This is a genomic window from Pigmentiphaga sp. YJ18 (assembly GCF_038066655.1).
Taxonomy (GTDB): domain Bacteria; phylum Pseudomonadota; class Gammaproteobacteria; order Burkholderiales; family Burkholderiaceae_B; genus Pigmentiphaga.
In genome coordinates this window covers 1337853-1356072 of sequence record NZ_JBBUKU010000001.1, presented here as the reverse complement: position 1 = coordinate 1356072, position 18220 = coordinate 1337853, and the positions used below count along the sequence as shown (strand labels likewise).

Below are 18220 nucleotides of genomic sequence, written 5' to 3'. Positions count from 1 at the left end.
CCGTACCTAGGGATGGTCCTAGGAATCGTTGCAGGCAGAGGAAGGAAAAGGACCAGGGGCCGCGCCTTCGCGGCCCGGATCAAATGAAGGGTGCCGCGCAGCCGTCCATCGGAATGACGGCGCCGGTGACGTAGCTGGCCAGGTCGGAAGCCAGGAACAGCGCGACGTTGGCGATTTCCTCGGGCTGCGCGAGCCGGCCCATGGGAATGCCCGCGACCTGTTCGGCCAGCACCTCGTCGCGCGGCCGGCCGCTGGACTGCGCCGCCACGGCCAGCCCTTCCTCGACGCGATTGGTCTGGGTCATGCCGGGATTGATCGCGTTCACGCGCACGCCGCGGCCGGCATAGGCTTGGGCATACCCCACCGTGGCGAGCATGAGCGCCGCGTTGGCGGCCCCGCCGCCGATGTGGAAAATGCCGGGCGACTTGCCGCCCTGCCCGACGATGTTGACGATGCTGCCCCGCCCCCGGCTCGCCATCAGCCGGGCGGCAGGATCCTGGACGTGCATGTAGCTGAAGTACTTGGCGTCCATGGTCTGCCGAAACGCCTCGTGTCCCAGTTGTTCGGGCGCGTACCGGCGCGCCGCGCCCGCCGAGTTCACCAGCACCGCAATGGGACCGCACTCGCGCTCGGCCCAGTCCACCGCCGCCTGCGCCGCGGCCGGATCCGACAGGTCGGCGGCCTGGACCCGCATGTCCAGGCCCTCGGCCTGCAAGGTCCGCCGCGCGGCGTCCAGGTTCTCCTGGCTGCGCGACACCCCCGCCACCACCGCCCCCGCCTGCGCGAAGGCACGCGCGCAGGCCAGGCCTATGCCCTTGCTGGCACCGGTGATCAAGACGACTGAGCCGTCGAACGACAGCGTGGGAGCTTGCTTCATGTCGTGTCCTGTTGCGGAATCGCGCGGGTTGCGGGAAGGATCATTATCCATCCAGCAGACCGGGCGCATAGTTCTGCAGGGCCCACAGCAAGGCCATGGGTCCGGCGTTGAAGCAGGCGTGCAGCGCGATCGATGCGCCTATGCCGAAGCGCACGCGCATCCAGCCCAGGACGAGGCCGCAGGCCCACTGCGGCAGGACCAGCAGCGGCAGCAGCAGCCAGCCGCCTTCGCCCAGCCGGAAGTTGGCCAGGTGCAGGAAGGCGAAGGCCAGCGTGGCCAGATGGAAGACCAACGGAAAGGCCCGGGCATAGCGGCGCAGCCATTTCCACGGCCAGCGATGGCCTCGCCAGGCCAGCACGGCGGCGATCGCGCCGCAGGCCAGCGCCACGCTGGCGCCCGCGGCCAGGCTGGGCCGCATCAGCATGGCGGAGACCAGCACGGGCAGCAGCCACAGCGCCGGCGCGGGCCGCCGCAGCCCGTAGCGGAAAACCATTTCCTCGATCACCGGCGCCCACAGGACGACGTGGAACCACGACAGGTACAGCGCGTCCAGCCTGCGCTCGGCCCCCGAGGCCGTCGCGACCGATGCCGCCAGGGGGCCCAATACCAGCAGGTTGATGCCCCACAACACCAGCACCCACCGGAGCAGGTGCGGACCGTTCAAACCGCCCAGCCATTCCTGGGATCCGTGGTGCGACTGGGCGCCACGCCATCCGCGCGGCATGCGCGGCCCCAGCCGCGGACGCCTGACGAAGGCGAGGAAATCCGCGAACTCCTCGCGAAAGGCCGGCCTGCCCCGCACCGGTGCGGCAGCAGCCGCGCAAGGCAGCCGGGCTTCAGGCATTGCCGCTGTGCAACTGCTGTATGGCCTGCTCGAACTCGCCCTTGAGCACGGCGGGAATGATCGCGCGCGAACGGTCCAGTGTCTCGTCTATGCGGGCCTGTTCTTCCTTGCGCGGCGGATGCAGCACGAAGTCCACCACCTGCTGCGCCAGCCCCAGCGAACGCGGATGCCCGATGCCCAGCCGCAGCCGCCAGAATGCCTGCGATCCCAGCGCCGCCTGGATGTCCTTCAAGCCGTTGTGCCCCGCATGGCTGCCGCCCTGCTTGAGCTTGGCCTGTCCCGGCAGCAGATCGAGTTCATCGTGCGCCACCAGGATCTGCTCGGGAGCCAGCTTGTAGAAACGCGCCAGCGCGCCCACCGCCTGCCCGGAACGGTTCATGTAGGTCATGGGCTTGACCAGCAGGATGGCCGCCCCTTCGAAGCGGGCCTTGGCCACGTGGCCGAAGAAGGGTTTCTCGTTCGTGAACGATACGCGCAGGTCATCGGCGATCTGGTCCAGCAGCCAGAATCCCGCGTTGTGGCGGGTGCGTTCGTAATCGGGGCCGGGATTGCCCAGCCCGGCGATGAGGCGTATGGGTTCGGACATGAAGATGCAAGGCGGGATACGGGAAGGCCCGTTATCTTAGCCCGATCGCCGTCCCCGCATTCCCGGGGCGAAAAAAAACCCCAACCGTAAGTTGAGGCTTTTCACACCATGGGCACAGTGGATCCGGCTCCGCCGGTCCACCCGCCGCCCCCGGGACCCGGCGCCGGGCCGCCCCAAGGCGGGTCCCGGCCCCCTTGGGGGGCTGCCGCGTAGCGGCTGGGGGCCCACCATTCGGGGCGCGCGCAAGCGCGTAGGGGGGACCCTATTCAGCAGCAGGTTCCTCGGCGGCAGCGCCACCGGGCTTGGCGATGGCGGTCGCGATGACCGTATCGCTGCCAGCCGGGAACGTCACGCCCTTGGGCGCCTTGACGTCGGCCAGGTGGATGGACGCGCCGGCGATGATGTTGCCCAGGTCCACTTCGATGAACTGGGGCAGATCGTTCGGCAGGCAGGTCACTTCGATTTCGGTCAACACGTGGTTGATGATCGCGCCGCTGAGCTTGACGGCGGGCGACGACTCGGCGTTGACGAAGTGCAGCGGCACCTTGGTGTGCAGGGCCTGGCCAGCGGCGACGCGCTGGAAGTCCACGTGCAGCACTTGCTGCTTGTAGGGGTGCCATTGGACGGCGCGCAGCAGGACTTGCGTGCCCTTGCCTTCGAACTGCATGTTCAGGATCGACGAGTGGAACTCTTCCTTGCGCAGGGCATGGTAGATCTCGTTGTGATCGAGTTCGATCGACAGGGGCGCTGCGTCGCCGCCATAGACGATGGCGGGAACGCGGCCGGCGCGGCGCAGGCGGCGGCTCGCACTCGAACCCTGGACGCTACGCGAAGTGGCGTTGAATTGCATGGTTTTCTCCAAAATGCGGCGGACGATATGCCCGCTCGCGGTGCACGGAACGCGACCATCGCATTCCGTCCGGCAGCGCCGCGACCAGCGCTTCCGGCTCGCCCCGCCGCCCTGCGCGATGCAGGGCGGCGGGAGCAGAACTTATTCGACGAACAGCGAGCTGACCGAGTCGGCCCGCGAAATGCGCAGCATGGTTTCACCGATCAGGGCCGCGCACGACAACTGGCGGATGCGGCTGCAATCCCGGACCTCGTCGCTGGCGGGGATAGTGTCGGTGACGACCAGCTCGTCCAGGTCGGATTCGGCGATGCGGCCCACCGCGCCGCCCGACAGCACGGCGTGCGTGCAATAGGCGTAGACGGCCACCGCGCCGCGCTGCTTGAGGACCTGGGCCGCCTTGCACAGCGTGCCGGCGGTATCGACCATGTCGTCCATGATGATGCAGGTGCGGCCTTCGACATCGCCGATGATGTTCATCACCTCGGACACGTTGGCGCGCGGACGGCGCTTGTCGATGATGGCCAGGTCGACCTCGAGGCGCTTGGCCAGCGCCCGGGCACGCACCACGCCGCCCACGTCGGGCGAGACCACCATCAGGTTGGACAGGTTGCGCTTCCAGATGTCGCTGAGCAGGATGGGCGCGGCGTAGATGTTGTCCACCGGGATGTCGAAGAACCCCTGGATCTGGTCCGCGTGCAGGTCCATCGTCAGGATGCGGTCCACGCCCACGACCTGCAGCATGTTCGCCACGACCTTGGCCGAGATCGCCACGCGCGCCGAACGGGGGCGGCGATCCTGCCGGGCGTAGCCGAAATACGGCATCGCGGCGGTGATGCGTCCGGCGGAAGCCCGGCGCAGCGCATCGACCATGACCATGATTTCCATCAGGTTGTCGTTGGTCGGTGCACAGGTGGGCTGGAGGACGAAGACGTCTTTACCGCGGACGTTCTCGTTGATTTCCACCATGACTTCGCCGTCGGAGAACCGACCGACGCTCATCTTGCCCAGTGGTATGCCGAGGTGACTCGCGACGTCCGCCGCCAGCTTGGGGTTGGCAGTCCCCGTGAAAATCATGAAGCTTTCTTGCGCCATGACGCATTGCCCGTGGCTGTGGCCCGGTGACCTGTAACCGAGGCCGATCGACAAAACAACAAAGCTGTTGATCCTGCGAAACGCTGACAGGCATCAACAGCTTTTAGGTCAAAGACTTTGGCTGGGGAGGAAGGACTCGAACCCTCGCATGCCGGAATCAAAATCCGGTGCCTTAACCAACTTGGCGACTCCCCAACTCGTTACCCCCGCAGGAACTGCGTGAGCATCGAAACTTGCTGCGCTGGCGCCCGGCTGCGGCGGATCGCCCTCGATTCGGTGGCCGCTTACGCGGCCCAGTCCAGTAGCGGATGCGCATCGAGTCCGGCACATGCCAGGTTCACTCTCAACGCCGGCAGCCCGCTGGGCTGGCCCTGCATTGTAGCGGCGATTTTATCCACCGCGCCATCGGCCCGCGCCTGCGTGTCGCATTCGACAAATAGGCACGCGCCCGATCCGGACATCCTGACCTTGGCACCATCAAGTGCCTGGGCCAGCACCGCCGAAATCCGCCCCACTTCCGAAAAGCGGGCAAAAACGACGGCTTCCAGATCGTTTCCGTAGGGACATTCAAATGTTCCCCGAGGAAAGTCCGCTATTTTGACGCGTGGCGTATCTCTTGTCAATTCGGGTGCACGGAATACGTCGGCGGTCGGCACGCTGGCGTCCGGCTGGACCACGACGTACCAGCGCGGCGGCAGGTCGATCGCGGTCAGTTCCTCGCCCACGCCCTCGGCAAAGGCGTTGCGGCCGAACACGAACACGGGCACGTCCGCGCCCAGCGGCAGCGCGAGCCGCATCAGCTCGCGCCGCGACAGGCCGGTGCCCCACAGGCGGTTCAGCGCCAGCAGCACCGTGGCCGCGTCGCTCGATCCGCCGCCCAGGCCGCCGCCAGCGGGTATGCGCTTCTCCAGGCCGATCTCGGCGCCCTGCCCGCAGCCGGTGGCATGCTGCAGGGCGCGCGCCGCGCGCACGACCAGGTCGGCGCCCTCGGGCACGCCGGGCAGATCGTAGACGCGGACGATGCGGCCGTCGGAACGGGCGCGGAAATGCAGCGTGTCCTGGAGGTCGATGAAACGGAAGGCCGTCTGCAACAAGTGATAGCCGTCGGGACGGCGCCCGACCACATGCAGGAACAGGTTGATCTTCGCGGGCGCGGGGACGTCGCGCAATTCGGTGGTCATGGCGGCCCCTGCCTAGGGATTGATGACCAGGCGCAGGTCCACGTCCTGCCCGCCTTCGTTGCGCGCCATCTGCAGCCGCGTGGGGCCCAGCGCATCGTACTGCCGGGCGGTCACGCGCCAGCCCGCCTGGTCGAACACCAGTGGACGACCCTGTTCGTCGCGCTCGACCACCTCGGCGGGCGGCTGGGCCGCGACGCGGCCGCGCAGCCAGTCGCGCAGGCCGGATACCGGGATGTCGCTGCCGAGCACGACCGCCACCAGCTCGTCGGGATCGGCGGCGCGGGTTTCCTTGCCGCTGGATTCGCGCAGCAGCGCCTCGCCCGGCACGGCCTCGACCCGCGCCAGGGTGGCGCCCAGCGGCGACACGAGGTCGAGCGCGAGGCGGCGGCCGTCGTCGCGCCATGCGAAGCTGCCCTGCACCGCGTTCTGCTTGCCCCCCACTTCCTCGATCCGCAGCGCGAACCGGCCCACCCGCGACAACGACCGGCTCTCGTCCGCGCCCTGGGGCGCGGGAATGGGAACCGGCACGGCACAGGCCGCCAGCATCGCGACCAGCACCCCGGCGGCGGCCGCGCGGGCCAGGCTTGGCAGGCGGCCGATCACAGTGTCACGTCGAGGCGGGCCAGGGTGCCCCGCAACGCGGCGTTGGACGGATCCTTGGACTGGACCTCGCGCCACAGCTGGCGCGCGCGATCCTGCTGGCCCGAGGCCCACAGGACCTCGCCCAGATGCACGGCGATCTCGGCGTCGGGCCGGATCTCGTAGGCGCGCTCCAGGTAGGACAGCGCCTTCGCGTTGTCGCCCATGCGGTAGTGGACCCACCCCATGCTGTCGACGATGAAGGGATCGTCGGGAGCCAGGTTCATGGCCCGTTCGATCAGCCGTTTGGCCTCGGGCAGCCTGACGTTGCGGTCGGCCAGCGAATAGCCCAGCGCGTTGTACGCATGGGCATGATCGGGCTTGATCGCGATGATCCGGCGCAGCCGGCTTTCCATGTCGTCGATCCGGTTCTGCTGCTCGTACAGCATGGCCAGGTCATACATGAGGTCGGGGGCGTCGGGATAGCGCTGGTTGGCCGCCTCGAGCACCTTGACCGCCTCGTCGCGATCGCCGGCATTGCGCAGGATCTGCGCCTCGGTCAGCGCCACCTGGCTGCCCTCGCGCACATCGCGGGGGTCGATCAGGCCCAGGATGCGGCGGGCGTCGTCCACGCGGCCCTGCTTGCCGCGCAGGACCGCCTGGCGCAGACGCGCCGGCAGCACGGCATCGGGGTCGTCGACCTTGGACAGCAGGTCGAAGGCGTCGTCGTAGCGCTGCTGGTCCTCGGCGATCTGCACGCGCAGAAACAGCGCGTTGTCCGCCTCGGACAGCGGCGCGGCGCCCTTGGCCGTGCGCTGCTCGTGCACTTCCAGGTACTGCTTGAGGTAGCCGTCGGCGTCCGAGGGGCGCTGCGACTGGTAGGCCAGCACGCCTTGCATGTAGAGGATCTCGAAATCCTCGGGGTTGGCACGCGCCAGGGCCTGCAACTCGTCGCGCGCGCCGTCGTAGTCCTTCAGCGAGGCCAGCGCGCGCGCCAGCAACACGCGCAGGTTGCGCGATTCGGCATGCGTGGCGATGAACGCGCGCGCACGCGCCACCGACTGGTCGGGCTCGGTTTCCACGCCCATCTGCAAGGCCAGCATGGCGGCCGCTTCCGAATCGGGCTGGGCATCGAGCGCCGCGCGGGCCTCTTGCAGCGCGCGCGGCTTGTCGCCGGCCGCCGCGGCGACGCGCGACAGGGCCAGATGCGCTTCCGGCAGGTTGCGTACGTCGGCCAGGGCCTCTTCCAGGATGGACAGCGCCTTGCGCTTGTCGTCCAGGCGGGCGACGACCCGGCGGGCATCGACGATGGCAACGGACTTGTCGGGAGCGGCCGCGATGCGGGCCCGCAGCGCCGAGCCCATGCCCTCGACCCGCCCGGCCGCGGCGGCCAGCGACAGGGCCGTCTGCCTTGCCTCGACGTCGGACGGGTCCAGTTCGGCCCAGGCCTGGGCGGCGTCGAGCGCGCGCACCAGGTCGCCGCCGGCCAGCGCGAACTCGACCGCGCGGCGCGCCAGGCGCGGATCGCGCGTTTTCTCGGCCAGGTCGAGCGTCGTGCTGGTGGCGGGCCCGAAGGCGCCGCGCTGGGCAGCCACTTCCGAGGCCAGCACCTGGAACAGGATCTCGGCCGACAGATCGACGTTGGGGAGTGCCCTGGGCCCGATCGCGCGCCCCATGGGGGACAGGCTGAGGCCCGGAACCAGCAACTCGTCGGACGCCGGGGGCGCGCCCTGGGCGGACACGGCCGACACGGCCGTGGCCAGCCCGACCCAGGCGGCCGCCAGCTTCAAACGATGAGCGTTAAACAACATGGCACAATTCCTTGGCGTATCGCCGACGCCGTCCATATTCGTTGATGTTAGCACTGCGCTTACCACCCAACGGCCGGCGGCGGCGGGCGCGGATATGCCGATCCCAGGCTTTACTCATCGGACTGCCGGCCGCGCCAACAGTTCATCGCGCGCAAGCAGCAAACGCCATGCCCGAACTTCCCGAAGTAGAAACCACCCGCCGGGGCATCGCGCCCACGGTGGAAGGGCGCGAACTGCGCCGCCTGATCGTGCGCGAGCCTCGGCTGCGGTGGCCCGTTCCCGCCGATCTGGCCGCTCTGGTCGAGGGGCGCCGCGTCCTGGCCACGGGCCGGCGCGGCAAATACCTTTTGATGCAATTCGAGCATGGCTGGCTGATCGTCCACCTGGGCATGTCCGGCTCGTTGCGCCACGTGCATCCGGACGAGGCCCCGCGCAAGCACGATCACGTGGACTGGGTGTTCGACCAGGCGGTCCTGCGCCTGCACGACCCCCGGCGCTTCGGCGCGGTGCTGTGGCACGACGCGGCGGCCGGGCCGGTGGAAAGCCATCCCCTGCTGGCCAGCCTGGGCATCGAGCCCTTCGATGACCGCTTCGACGGCGGCTGGCTGTTCCGCCACACCCGCCGCCGCAGCGCGCCCATCAAGCAGGCCCTGCTGATGGGCGACATCGTGGTCGGGGTCGGCAACATCTACGCGTCGGAAAGCCTGTTCCGCGCCGGCATCCATCCGCGCACCGCGGCCGGGCGCATCTCGGCGGCCCGCTACGACAAGCTGGCGGCGGCGGTGCGCGCGACGCTGGACGACGCCATCCGCGCCGGCGGCAGCTCGCTGCGCGACTACGTGGGCGCGGGGGGCGAATCGGGCTATTTCCAGATCGACGCGCGGGTCTACGACCGGGCGGGCCAGCCCTGCCGGGTGTGCGCGACACCGATCCGCAGGCTGGTGCAGGGCCAACGCGCGACCTATTACTGCCCGAAATGCCAGCGGTAGCGGGCTCCCCCTATGGAACATACGACATGATTGCTTTTTCCCGGCGCGTGGCGCAGTGGCAGCGCCAGAACGGGCGGCATACGCTGCCCTGGCAGAACACGCAGGATCCGTATCGCATCTGGCTGTCGGAGATCATGCTGCAGCAGACCCAGGTGGCGACGGTGATTCCGTACTACGAACGCTTCCTGGCGAAGTTTCCGACGGTGGCCGACCTGGCCGCCGCCGACGAAGGCGAAGTCATGGCCTTGTGGGCCGGGCTGGGCTATTACACGCGGGCGCGGAATCTGCATGCCTGTGCGCGGCAGGTGGTGTCGGACTGGGGCGGACGGTTCCCCCCCACCGCGGCGGATATCGAGACGCTGCCCGGCATCGGCCGTTCGACGGCGGCGGCCATCGCCGCGTTCGCCTATGGTGAGCGCAGCCCCATCCTGGACGGCAACGTCAAGCGCGTCTTCGCGCGCCATTTCGGCATCGAGGGCGATCCCACCAAGCGCGCGGTGGAACAACGCATGTGGGCCATCGCGCATGCCGAGGTGCCGCCCGACGGGCCCGAGGCGGCCGACGAAATGCGGCGCTACACGCAGGGCCTGATGGACCTGGGCGCCACGCTGTGCACGCGCGGCGACCCCGGCTGCGGGCGCTGCCCCGTGCGCGAATCCTGTATCGCGCTGCGCGAGGCCAGGCAGCACGAGCTGCCCACGCCGCGCGAGCGCAAGGCCGTGCCCGAGCGGCATACCGGCATGCTGGTGATCGAGAAGGCGGGCGAGATCCTGTTGCAGCGCCGGCCTTCGCCGGGCATCTGGGGCGGCCTGTGGAGCCTGCCCGAATTCGCCGACGGCGACCCGGCGCAAGCCTGCCGCATCCTGGGCGTGGCGCCGGCCGAGACCATACGGCTGCCGGTGTTCTCGCACACCTTCACCCATTTCAAGCTGCACGTGGAGCCCTGGCACGTGCAGGCGGGCTCGCTGGCCCTGCGCGAAGGGGATCATCAGCAGGTCTGGCTGCCTTCCGGCGAACTGGCCGACGCGGCGCTCCCCGCGCCGGTCAAGAAACTGCTGAGCGGGCTGTTCGGCCGCGACGACCTGTTCCAGGCCTGAGGACCAGGATTCAGCTGCGCATCGTCACGCGCATCTGATAGCGGTCGGACGGACCGAGAACGTGCTGGTACTCGATCGCCCGGCCCTGCTGGTCGAACGCCACGCGCCGCACGTCCACCAGCGCCGACCCAATGGGCACCTGCAGATCGCGGGCCAGGACCGGATCGGCCAGCGCCGCGCCCGCGGCGGCCTCGATCGTGAAATAGGGAAAGCCGGCCCGCGCCATCAATTCGCTCAGCGCGTGCCGCGAGAAATCCTCGGGCTGGAAGCCCGCGGCAACATCCACCGGCAGCCAGGCCGTGCTGTGCAGGATGGGCAGGGTGCCGCGCGTGCGCAGGCGCACGAGCTTCATCACACGTTCGCCCGGCTGCAGCATCAATCCGGTCTGCACGTGGAGCGGCGCCTCCACCTCCTCGAAGGACAGCAGCCGCGGCGTGCTGAGCGCGCGGCTTCCCGCGACCTGGGCCATGAAGCCCGACAGCGGCGTCTGCAAGGACACCACCGCCGCCGATTCGGCCACGAAGGTACCGTCCCCCTGGCGCCGCTCGATCAGCCCCTGCTCCTCCAGGCCCTGCATCGCCCGCCGCACCGTGATGCGCGAGACGGAAAAGAGCCGGCACAAGGCATCCTCGGTCGGCAGCCGCTCGCCGGGCCGGTAGCGGCCGTTGGCGATGCCGTCCTTGATGACGGTGGATATCTGGTGATGGAGCGGGGTTCCTAGGCTTCGGCTGAGTTTCTGCATGGGATGCGCGGGGCCACGGGTCATGCCGTGGAGCGCCATTGTGGCACGCCGGCCGCATGGGTCCCGCTTTGCACAAAATTTGTTATGTTGTCATAATGATTATACGATTTCACTGCCGATGGGATAGGGAAAGAAAGTGCCGATGCCGCGTACGCTCTTCGACAAGATCTGGGACGATCATGTGATCACCGACCTGGGTGACGGCTTCGCGCTGCTGCACGTGGATCGCCACCTGATCACGGACGCGGGCAGCAAGGCCCTGGTCGACATGCGCAGGCGCGGCCTGGAAATGCGGAATCCGGAACTGGCTTTCGCCTCTCCCGACCATTCGGTGTCCACCCTGCCGGGACGCGCCAGTCCGACGCCCCAGGGCGTGCGGCTGCTGGGCGACCTGCGCCGCGAAGCGCGGGCGCGGGGCATCCGGGTCTTCGACGTGGACAGCGGTTCCCAGGGCATCGTCCACGTCATGGGGCCCGAACAGGGCCTGACGCTGCCCGGCGCCCTGGTGGTGTGCGCCGACAGCCATACCTGCACCCATGGCGGACTGGGCGCGCTGGGTTTCGGCATCGGCGCCAGCGAATTCGTGCACATCGCCGTCACCCAGACCCTGGTCCAGGCCAAGCCGAAGAACATGCGAATACGCTTCGTCGGCCAGGCTGCCCCGGGCGTCTCGGCCAAGGACATGATCCTGCACGCCGCCGGGGTGGTCGGTACGGCCGGCGGCACCGGCCACGCCATCGAATACGCGGGCGAGGCCGTGTCCGCGCTGGACGTGGAAGCCCGGTTGACGCTGTGCAATCTCTCGGTCGAACTGGGCGCGAAGATAGGCATGGTCGCCCCCGACGAAAAAACCTGCGCTTATCTGCACGGCCGGCCCTTCGCTCCCGCCGGGCAGGACTGGGACGCCGCGGTCGCCTACTGGCGCACGCTGCGTTCCGATGCCGACGCGCGCTTCGACCGCGAGGTCCTGATCGACATGGCCGGCATCGCGCCTCAGGTCACCTGGGGCACCAGCCCCGAACAGGTGGTGGCCATAGACGGCATCGTGCCCGATCCCGCCGGCATCGACGACGCGCAGCGCCGGCTATCCGCGCAGGCCGCGCTCGACTACATGGGACTGAACCCGGGCCAGCGCATCGCCGGCACGCCCATCGACCGGGTCTTCATCGGCTCCTGCACCAACGCCCGCCTGTCGGACCTGCGCAGCGCCGCCGCCGTCGTCCGGGGCCGCAAGGTGGCCGCGCACGTCGAGGCCTGGGTCGTGCCCGGATCCGAACGCGTCAAGCAGGCCGCCGAGGCCGAAGGCCTGGACGGGATCTTCCTGGCGGCCGGCTTCCAGTGGCGCGACCCCGGCTGTTCCATGTGCCTGGCCGCCAACGGCGACCTGGCCGCGCGCGGCCAGCGGGTCGTCTCGACATCGAACCGCAACTTCGTGGGCCGCCAGGGCCCCGGCGCGCGGACCCACCTGACCAGCCCGGCCATGGCCGCGGCGGCGGCCGTCGCCGGCGCGATCTGCGACGTCCGCGACTTCGAGGCAAGCCTGGCATGACGCCCTTCGACCGCCTGGAATCCGTGGCCGCACCGCTGCTGCGCGACAACATCGACACCGACCTGATCATCCGGGTCGAGCCCCTGTTCAACGGCGTCGCGCGCGACGAACTGGGCCCCTATTGCTTCGAGTCCCTGCGCTATCGCCCGGACGGCACGGAAGACCCCGATTTCGTCTTCAACCAGCCAGCCACCCGGCATGCGCGCATCCTGCTGGCCGGCGCCAATTTCGGCTGCGGCAGCTCGCGCGAAGGCGCGGTCTGGGCCCTGCTGGCGCTGGGCGTGCGCTGCGTCATCGCGCCCAGCTTCGGCGACATCTTCTACGGCAACTGCTTCCAGAACGGCCTGCTTCCCGTACGCCTGCCGCGCGCCGACGTGGAGTCGCTGGCGGCGCAGGCGCGCAACCACCCCGGCGTCCCCATGACCGTGGACCTGCGGCAATGCTTCGTGGCCGGCGCCGACGGCGCGCGCATCGGTTTCGACATCCAGGCCCTGCGCCGCGAGGCCTTGCTCGAAGGACTCGATCCGATCGCGCAGACCTTGAAGCGCAAGAACCTCATCGACGACTTCCAGCGGCACGACGCGTTGCGCCGGCCATGGATACATCACCTTCCCTTCACGCCCAAGGAATCGACATGACGACCCCGTCCTGTTCGCCGGACATCCGGCGCCGCCAGTGGCTGGCCGCGACGGCCGCCCTGGCGCTGTCGCCCGCGCTGCGCGCGCAGGCCACCTATCCCCAAAAGCCCGTCAGGATGATCGTGCCCATGCCGCCGGGCGGCGCCACCGACGGCATGGCGCGGCTGATCGCGCTGAAGCTGGGCGAACGCTGGGGCCAAAGCGTCGTGGTGGAAAACCGCGCCGGCGCGGGCGCCATCATCGGCACCCAGGCCGTCGCGCGGGCCGCTCCCGACGGCTATACGTTCGGACTGGTCATCAGTTCGCACACCATCAACCCCGCGCTGCGCAGCACGCTGCCCTACGACACGCTGAAGGACTTCACGCCGCTCACCCAGGTCGGCTCGGCGGTGATCGCGCTCGTGGCCCACCCTTCCCTGCCCGCCGACGACGTGGCGGGACTGATCAAGCTCGTACGCGCCGAACCCGGACGCCTGGCATACGCGTCGCTGGGCATAGGCACGGCCACCCACGTCGCCGGTGAACTGCTGAAGGTGAAGGCCGGCCTCGACATGCCGCACGTACCCTATAACGGCAGCGCGCCGGCCTACAACGACCTGCTGCCGGGGCGGCTCAAGCTGGGCTTCGTCATCCTGGAATCGGCGCTGCCCCACATCCAGTCGGGCAGGCTGAAACTGCTGGCCATCGCCAACGGCCAGCGCAGTCCCACGCACCCGGATTTCCCGACCATAGGGGAAAGCGTGCCGGGCTACGAGTACGAAAGCATCTTCGGTTTCGTGGCGCCGGCCGGCCTGCCTCCCGACGTCGCGCAGAAGCTGTCCGCAGACCTGATAGCGACCATCAAGCGGCCCGACATCGTGCGGCAGTTGAACGCCTGGGGCAACGACGTGGTGGCGTCCACGCCGGCGCAGTTCGACGCCTTCATCCGCAAGGAAATCGACAGTACCCGCAGCGTGGCCAAGAGCGCCGGGATCAAGCTGATGGACTAGGGCCGGGCGGCTCCCAGGCGCCGCGCCCCGCCTGGACGAACTCCCGGGCGATCAGCGCAGCCGCCTCGGACAGGCGGCCCAGGCACGCCCGCTCCATCTCCGGCGTCAGCAGCTCGGCGGGAAAGGCCCGAGCCAGGCTGCCTATCACCTTCTTTTCTCCCGGCAGGAAGATGGGCACCGCCACGCCGGCCAGGTTGGGCGTGATCTGGCTGCGGCTGGTGGCGTAGCCACTGCGGCGGATCGCGGCCAGGGCGCCGCGGAACGCTTCCCAGCTGCGTCCTAGGCCCGCGTGCGCGATCTCGTCGGCGCTGCGCAGGTAGGTCTGCCGGATGCGATGGGGGGTGAAGAATGCCAGCATCGCCAGCGAAGCCGCGCCGCGGAACAGCGGGAACGGCATGCCGCGCGAACGCCGCACGGCAATGGACTCGCCGCGGTATTCCAGCGAATCGGGGCCTTCCTTGTAGATGCACAGCACCTTGTCGCGGTACAGGTTGTGCAGCAGCAGCACGCTGCCGGGTTCGCGCACGGCCGGCAGCACCTTGCGGCCCGCCAGGTACAGCGGGTCGGTCAGCACCAGCATGCGTTCGAGTTCGACGATGCGGGGCCCCAGCGCGTACATGCCGCCCGAGGACGGCGCCAGCACGCCCGCATCGCATAGTTCCTTCACGTAGCGATAGGCCGTGGAGCGGGTATGGCCCAGCCGCGACATGACGTCCTCGACCCGCAGCAGCGGATGCTCGACGGACAGCAGCTCCAGCACTTCGAAAGCGCGGGCGAGCGTGGAAGCCGGACGGGCGTTATCGGATGCGTTCACGGGGCGCGTGGAGCGGGACGGTGGCGCGGATTATACCGGCCATGTCGGGAGCACATCATCAATCCTAAATAATGGGATGTTTGACGAATCCTGAATTACGGAATAATCTGAGAAAAAACGCCCCGGCCTTGCGGGGCATACAAGACCGAAGGAGACAACGGTGGCCGGCAAGATCGAATGCGTCGTTCAAGGGGCCGACATCCTGGGCGAAGTCCCGCTCTGGTGCGGCCGCAGCCAGCGCCTGTGGTGGGTGGACGTACGGCGCCCGGCCCTGCAATCGTACGAGCCCGCCACCGGCCGGCACCGCGCGCAACGGCTGGCGCCCGAACTTCTGGTGGGCAGCATCGCGCTGCGCGAGACGGGCGGCTTCCTGCTGGCCACCAACCACGGCCTGTACCTGTACGACCCCGATACCGGCGAAGCTCCCCAGCCCCTGCTGAATCCCGAGCCCGACCAGCCGGACAACCGCCTGAACGACGGCAAGTGCGACCGCCGCGGCCGCTTCTGGGTGGGCAGCATGCCCGATACCCGCCGCACGCCGGAAGGCAAGCTCTACCGCCTCGATCCCGACCACCGCTGCCACGTCATGCTGGACGATGTCGTGCTGCCCAACTCCATCGCCTGGAGCCCCGACGACCGCACGATGTACTTCGCCGATACGCACCGGCAGGTCATCTGGGCCTTCGACTACGACCTGGACGACGGCGCCATCTCCAATCGCCGCGTCTTCAAGGACTGGACGCACCAGGCCGGCCGGCCCGACGGCTCCACCGTGGACGTGGACGGCTGCCTGTGGAACGCGATGGTCGCCACCGGCCAACTGGTCCGCCTCACGCCCGCAGGACGCGTGGACCGCATCATCCAGATGCCCGTCACCAACCCGACCTGCCCCGCCTTCGGCGGCAGCGGGCTCGACACGCTGTACGTCACCAGCCACTCGCAGCGCGTGCCCGAGCTGGCCAGGGAACCGCTCGCCGGCGGACTGTTCGCGCTCGAGGTAGGCGTGGGCGGCCTGCCCGAACCACGCTTCCGGGGCTGAACGCGGCACCCCGGTTCCGGCATCCGCCCCGCGTCGTCCACGACCATGGCGCAGCGCCATGGAGGAGATCTTCATGCAACGAGTTCGAAGCTTGCTGTTCCTGCTGTCGTGCGCCGTCTCGGCGCCATCGCTGGCGGCCGACGTCGTCAAGCTGGTGGTGCCCTTCGCCGCCGGCGGTCCGGTGGACCAGGTCGCGCGCATCATCGCGCCCGGCCTGACAGCCGCGCTGGGCAAGACCGTGGTGGTCGAGAACCGCGGCGGCGCGGGCGGCGTGGTCGGCGCGAACTACGTCGCCAAGTCGCCCGCGGACGGCGCGACGCTGCTGGTGGCGACCTCGGGCTACGTGATGTCGGCGGGCACGATGACGCAGCTGCCCTACGATCCGCGCAAGGATCTGGAGCCCGTGGCGCTGATCGGCCAGGTCCAGACCCTGATGATCGCCCGCCCCGACCTGGGCGTGCGCACGCTGCGCGAGCTGGTGGACAAATCCAAGTCCGGAGCGCGCATCAGCTACGGTTCGTCCGGCGTCGGCTCCACCATGCATATAGGCGGCGAGATGGTGAACGTCTACACCGGCTCGCAGATGCTGCACGTCCCCTATCGCGGCGCGGCCCCGGCCATCGCCGACCTGCTGGCCGGCCAGATCGACGCCCTGAACGCCGACGTCACCATCCTCGCGCCCTATGTGCGCGAGGGCAAGGTACGCGGCCTGGTGCTGTTCGACACCCAGCGCTCGAAGCAATTGCCCGACGTCCCGACGTCGGTCGAGGCCGGCTATCCGGACCTGCAGATGAGCAATGCCTACGGCATCCTGGCGCCGGCCGGCACCCCCGCTGCCACCCGCAGCCAGCTGGAACAGGCCATCCTGAAGGTGGTCCGCTCGCCGGAGGTGTCCGAGCGGCTGGGCGGCATGGGCCTGAACGGACCGATGGATACCGAGGCATTCAAGGCCAAGCTGGCCAGCGATTTCGAGCGCTGGATTCCCTTCCTGAAGAAGACGGGTATCCAGGTCCAGCCCTAGCGGAAACACGAGGAACCCCCGCATGATCGTCGAGCACCGCACCTACACGCTCAAGCACGGCACGATGGACGACTACCTGCAGCGCTACCGCGCGCACGGCCTGCCCGTGCAGATGCGGCACCTGGGCGGGCTGGTCGGCTTCTACGTGAGCGAGATCGGTCCGCTGAACCAGGTCGTCCACATCTGGGCCTACGCCAGCCTGGCCGAGCGCGAACGGCGCCGCGAACGGCTGGAGGCGGATCCCGAGTGGGCCGCGTTCAGGCAGATGAACCGGGGGTCGTTCGTGGCCCAGGAAGTGAAGATCATGAACGTGGCGCCGTTCTCGCCCCAGCCCGCGCTGCCGAAGGACTAGGCCCGTGGGAGGGCGCCGGGCCTAGCTCTGCACCAGCGCCCGGTGGCGCTGTATCCCCATCAGGATGCCCGCCGCGCACCCCAGCGTCAGCAGCGCCGTGCCCCCGTAGCTCATGAAGGGCAGCGGCACGCCCACCACGGGCAGGATGCCGCTGACCATGCCCATGTTCACGAAGGCATAGACGAAGAACACCATGGTCAGCGCCCCCGCCAGCAGGCGCGAGAAGACCGACGGGGCGTTCGCGGCGATGGTCAGCCCGCGGACCAGCAGCAGCAGGTACAGGAACAGCAACAGCAGGTTGCCGACGAAGCCGAACTCTTCGGCGAATACCGCGAAGATGAAGTCGGTGGTGCGCTCGGGAATGAAGTCGAGGTGGGTCTGCGTGCCCTGCATGTAGCCCTTGCCCAGCATTCCGCCCGAACCGACCGCGATGGCCGACTGTATGGTGTGGAAGCCCTTGCCCAGGGGATCGGAGGCGGGATTCAGCAAGGTGCAGACACGGTGCTTCTGGTAGTCGTGCAGCACGACCCAGTCCACGCCGTCCGTGCACAGGGTGTCTTCCAGCGAGACCAGGGTCCCCAGCGCGATCACGCTTACCAGCGTGATGGGCACCAGCAGGCGGAACGACAGGCCGGCGAAGAACAGCACGAAGAACCCGGCGCCGAATACCAGCAGCGCGGTGCCGAGGTCGGGCTGCAGCACGATCAGCGAGAACGGCGTCAGCATCAGCACCGCGGCCACGATGAAGTCGCGTATCCGCAAGGTGCCCTGGTGCTTGTGGAAGTACCAGGCCAGCATCATGGGCACGGCGATCTTCATCACCTCGGAAGGCTGGATGCGGGTGAAGCCCAGGTTCAGCCATCGTGTCGCGCCCTTGCTGGTCTCGCCGACGAACTCCACGCCGAACAGCAGCACCAGCCCGACCAGGTAGACCGGCACCGCCAGCCGCATCAGCGTCTGGGGCGAGAGTTGCGCCAGCAGCCACATCGCCAGCAGCGCGATGCCGTAGTTGCGCAATTGGTCGGCGAAGCGGCCGTCGAAACCGCCTCCGGCCGAGTACATGGACATCAGCCCGATACCCGCCAGGGCCATCAGGATCAGCAACATGGGAATGTCGAACACCGCGACCGTGCGCAGCAGGACGGTGCGCCAGGTCAGGCGGTTGAACAG

19 protein-coding genes and 1 tRNA gene are annotated in these 18220 nt (G+C 68.8%); 8 read left to right on the top strand and 12 right to left on the bottom strand.

All coding sequences use genetic code 11. The annotated features are described in order from the left end of the window. Positions 1 to 79: 79 nt before the first annotated feature. The 9 genes from WKR98_RS06650 to WKR98_RS06610 form a co-directional block, all read right to left on the bottom strand. Entirely contained in the window at positions 80 to 877 is a 798-nt protein-coding gene (locus WKR98_RS06650; RefSeq protein WP_124687395.1) for an SDR family NAD(P)-dependent oxidoreductase, read from the bottom strand. Between the two features lie 43 nt (positions 878 to 920). Next, positions 921 to 1721 (bottom strand): CPBP family glutamic-type intramembrane protease, encoded by an 801-nt coding sequence (locus tag WKR98_RS06645; protein WP_341432420.1) that lies wholly within the window; start codon positions 1719 to 1721, stop codon positions 921 to 923. Then, positions 1714 to 2307, bottom strand: a complete 594-nt coding sequence (gene pth, locus WKR98_RS06640) for an aminoacyl-tRNA hydrolase (protein WP_279817219.1) — start codon at positions 2305 to 2307, stop codon at positions 1714 to 1716. Before pth ends, WKR98_RS06645 begins: the two co-directional genes overlap by 8 nt. Before the next feature lie 262 nt (positions 2308 to 2569). After that, positions 2570 to 3157: a 50S ribosomal protein L25/general stress protein Ctc gene (locus WKR98_RS06635; RefSeq protein ID WP_341432419.1), complete on the bottom strand. Its 588-nt coding sequence runs from the start codon at positions 3155 to 3157 to the stop codon at positions 2570 to 2572. Between the two features lie 141 nt (positions 3158 to 3298). Further along, on the bottom strand, positions 3299 to 4249 hold the full coding sequence (locus tag WKR98_RS06630) for a ribose-phosphate pyrophosphokinase (RefSeq protein WP_192901786.1): 951 nt from the start codon (positions 4247 to 4249) through the stop codon (positions 3299 to 3301). A 118-nt stretch (positions 4250 to 4367) separates the two neighbouring features. Further along, a tRNA-Gln gene (locus tag WKR98_RS06625) sits at positions 4368 to 4444 on the bottom strand. A gap of 89 nt (positions 4445 to 4533) precedes the next feature. Beyond that, a complete protein-coding gene (gene ispE, locus WKR98_RS06620; RefSeq protein ID WP_341432418.1) occupies positions 4534 to 5430 on the bottom strand; it encodes a 4-(cytidine 5'-diphospho)-2-C-methyl-D-erythritol kinase in 897 nt (298 codons plus the stop codon). Positions 5431 to 5442: 12 nt separating this feature from the next. After that, complete coding sequence (locus WKR98_RS06615; RefSeq protein WP_238160264.1) at positions 5443 to 6033, bottom strand: outer membrane lipoprotein LolB; 591 nt, start codon at positions 6031 to 6033, stop codon at positions 5443 to 5445. Continuing rightward, a complete protein-coding gene (locus tag WKR98_RS06610) occupies positions 6030 to 7820 on the bottom strand; it encodes a tetratricopeptide repeat protein (protein ID WP_341432417.1) in 1791 nt (596 codons plus the stop codon). Before WKR98_RS06610 ends, WKR98_RS06615 begins: the two co-directional genes overlap by 4 nt. A 167-nt stretch (positions 7821 to 7987) precedes the next feature. On the opposite strand from WKR98_RS06610, the gene mutM reads away from it, so the two are divergent. Both mutM and mutY read left to right on the top strand, forming a co-directional pair. Next, positions 7988 to 8809, top strand: a complete 822-nt coding sequence (gene mutM / locus WKR98_RS06605; protein WP_341432416.1) for a bifunctional DNA-formamidopyrimidine glycosylase/DNA-(apurinic or apyrimidinic site) lyase — start codon at positions 7988 to 7990, stop codon at positions 8807 to 8809. A 26-nt stretch (positions 8810 to 8835) separates the two neighbouring features. After that, positions 8836 to 9906, top strand: coding sequence for an A/G-specific adenine glycosylase (gene mutY / locus WKR98_RS06600; protein ID WP_341432415.1), 1071 nt, complete (start codon positions 8836 to 8838; stop codon positions 9904 to 9906). 10 nt (positions 9907 to 9916) lie between these two features. Here mutY and WKR98_RS06595 read toward each other — a convergent pair whose 3' ends face one another. Continuing rightward, on the bottom strand, positions 9917 to 10672 hold the full coding sequence (locus WKR98_RS06595) for a GntR family transcriptional regulator (protein ID WP_341432414.1): 756 nt from the start codon (positions 10670 to 10672) through the stop codon (positions 9917 to 9919). 118 nt (positions 10673 to 10790) lie between these two features. Here WKR98_RS06595 and leuC point away from each other — a divergent pair, with 118 nt between their 5' ends. The 3 genes from leuC to WKR98_RS06580 are packed head-to-tail and all read left to right on the top strand — an operon-like array spanning position 10791 to position 13824. Further along, positions 10791 to 12197, top strand: a complete 1407-nt coding sequence (leuC, locus tag WKR98_RS06590; RefSeq protein ID WP_341432413.1) for a 3-isopropylmalate dehydratase large subunit — start codon at positions 10791 to 10793, stop codon at positions 12195 to 12197. Continuing rightward, a complete protein-coding gene (gene leuD, locus WKR98_RS06585; RefSeq protein WP_124687384.1) occupies positions 12194 to 12835 on the top strand; it encodes a 3-isopropylmalate dehydratase small subunit in 642 nt (213 codons plus the stop codon). Before leuC ends, leuD begins: the two co-directional genes overlap by 4 nt. After that, the gene (locus WKR98_RS06580) at positions 12832 to 13824 is read left to right on the top strand and encodes a tripartite tricarboxylate transporter substrate binding protein (protein WP_341432412.1); all 993 of its coding nucleotides are present in this window, start codon (positions 12832 to 12834) and stop codon (positions 13822 to 13824) included. The genes leuD and WKR98_RS06580 overlap by 4 nt, the downstream gene beginning before the upstream one ends. Here WKR98_RS06580 and WKR98_RS06575 read toward each other — a convergent pair. After that, positions 13808 to 14638 (bottom strand): IclR family transcriptional regulator, encoded by an 831-nt coding sequence (locus WKR98_RS06575; RefSeq protein WP_341432411.1) that lies wholly within the window; start codon positions 14636 to 14638, stop codon positions 13808 to 13810. The two genes, WKR98_RS06580 and WKR98_RS06575, sit on opposite strands and share 17 nt — an antisense overlap. A gap of 160 nt (positions 14639 to 14798) precedes the next feature. Between WKR98_RS06575 and WKR98_RS06570 the strand changes: the two genes are divergently transcribed. From WKR98_RS06570 to WKR98_RS06560, 3 genes are all read left to right on the top strand, one after another. Then, positions 14799 to 15677: an SMP-30/gluconolactonase/LRE family protein gene (locus tag WKR98_RS06570; RefSeq protein WP_124687381.1), complete on the top strand. Its 879-nt coding sequence runs from the start codon at positions 14799 to 14801 to the stop codon at positions 15675 to 15677. Between the two features lie 73 nt (positions 15678 to 15750). Beyond that, entirely contained in the window at positions 15751 to 16698 is a 948-nt protein-coding gene (locus WKR98_RS06565; protein ID WP_161567655.1) for a Bug family tripartite tricarboxylate transporter substrate binding protein, read from the top strand. A gap of 22 nt (positions 16699 to 16720) precedes the next feature. After that, the gene (locus WKR98_RS06560; RefSeq protein WP_124687379.1) at positions 16721 to 17050 is read left to right on the top strand and encodes an NIPSNAP family protein; all 330 of its coding nucleotides are present in this window, start codon (positions 16721 to 16723) and stop codon (positions 17048 to 17050) included. Positions 17051 to 17071: 21 nt separating this feature from the next. Here the strand turns inward: WKR98_RS06560 and rodA are convergent, their stop codons facing one another. Beyond that, positions 17072 to 18157, bottom strand: a complete 1086-nt coding sequence (gene rodA, locus WKR98_RS06555; protein WP_124692174.1) for a rod shape-determining protein RodA — start codon at positions 18155 to 18157, stop codon at positions 17072 to 17074. Between the last annotated feature and the right edge of the window lie 63 nt (positions 18158 to 18220).

What these genes read in the sequence shown, in the direction of transcription:
- leuD (WP_124687384.1), top strand. Translation starts at nt 12,194, where the DNA reads ATGACGCCCTTCGACCGCCTGGAATCCGTGGCCGCACCGCTGCTGCGC.
- WKR98_RS06635 (WP_341432419.1), bottom strand. Translation starts at nt 3,157, where the DNA reads ATGCAATTCAACGCCACTTCGCGTAGCGTCCAGGGTTCGAGTGCGAGC.
- WKR98_RS06560 (WP_124687379.1), top strand. Translation starts at nt 16,721, where the DNA reads ATGATCGTCGAGCACCGCACCTACACGCTCAAGCACGGCACGATGGAC.
- WKR98_RS06580 (WP_341432412.1), top strand. Translation starts at nt 12,832, where the DNA reads ATGACGACCCCGTCCTGTTCGCCGGACATCCGGCGCCGCCAGTGGCTG.
- pth (WP_279817219.1), bottom strand. Translation starts at nt 2,307, where the DNA reads ATGTCCGAACCCATACGCCTCATCGCCGGGCTGGGCAATCCCGGCCCC.
- WKR98_RS06650 (WP_124687395.1), bottom strand. Translation starts at nt 877, where the DNA reads ATGAAGCAAGCTCCCACGCTGTCGTTCGACGGCTCAGTCGTCTTGATC.
- mutM (WP_341432416.1), top strand. Translation starts at nt 7,988, where the DNA reads ATGCCCGAACTTCCCGAAGTAGAAACCACCCGCCGGGGCATCGCGCCC.
- WKR98_RS06595 (WP_341432414.1), bottom strand. Translation starts at nt 10,672, where the DNA reads ATGACCCGTGGCCCCGCGCATCCCATGCAGAAACTCAGCCGAAGCCTA.
- WKR98_RS06630 (WP_192901786.1), bottom strand. Translation starts at nt 4,249, where the DNA reads ATGGCGCAAGAAAGCTTCATGATTTTCACGGGGACTGCCAACCCCAAG.
- rodA (WP_124692174.1), bottom strand. Translation starts at nt 18,157, where the DNA reads ATGTTGCTGATCCTGATGGCCCTGGCGGGTATCGGGCTGATGTCCATG.
- WKR98_RS06565 (WP_161567655.1), top strand. Translation starts at nt 15,751, where the DNA reads ATGCAACGAGTTCGAAGCTTGCTGTTCCTGCTGTCGTGCGCCGTCTCG.
- WKR98_RS06645 (WP_341432420.1), bottom strand. Translation starts at nt 1,721, where the DNA reads ATGCCTGAAGCCCGGCTGCCTTGCGCGGCTGCTGCCGCACCGGTGCGG.
- WKR98_RS06610 (WP_341432417.1), bottom strand. Translation starts at nt 7,820, where the DNA reads ATGTTGTTTAACGCTCATCGTTTGAAGCTGGCGGCCGCCTGGGTCGGG.
- mutY (WP_341432415.1), top strand. Translation starts at nt 8,836, where the DNA reads ATGATTGCTTTTTCCCGGCGCGTGGCGCAGTGGCAGCGCCAGAACGGG.
- leuC (WP_341432413.1), top strand. Translation starts at nt 10,791, where the DNA reads ATGCCGCGTACGCTCTTCGACAAGATCTGGGACGATCATGTGATCACC.
- ispE (WP_341432418.1), bottom strand. Translation starts at nt 5,430, where the DNA reads ATGACCACCGAATTGCGCGACGTCCCCGCGCCCGCGAAGATCAACCTG.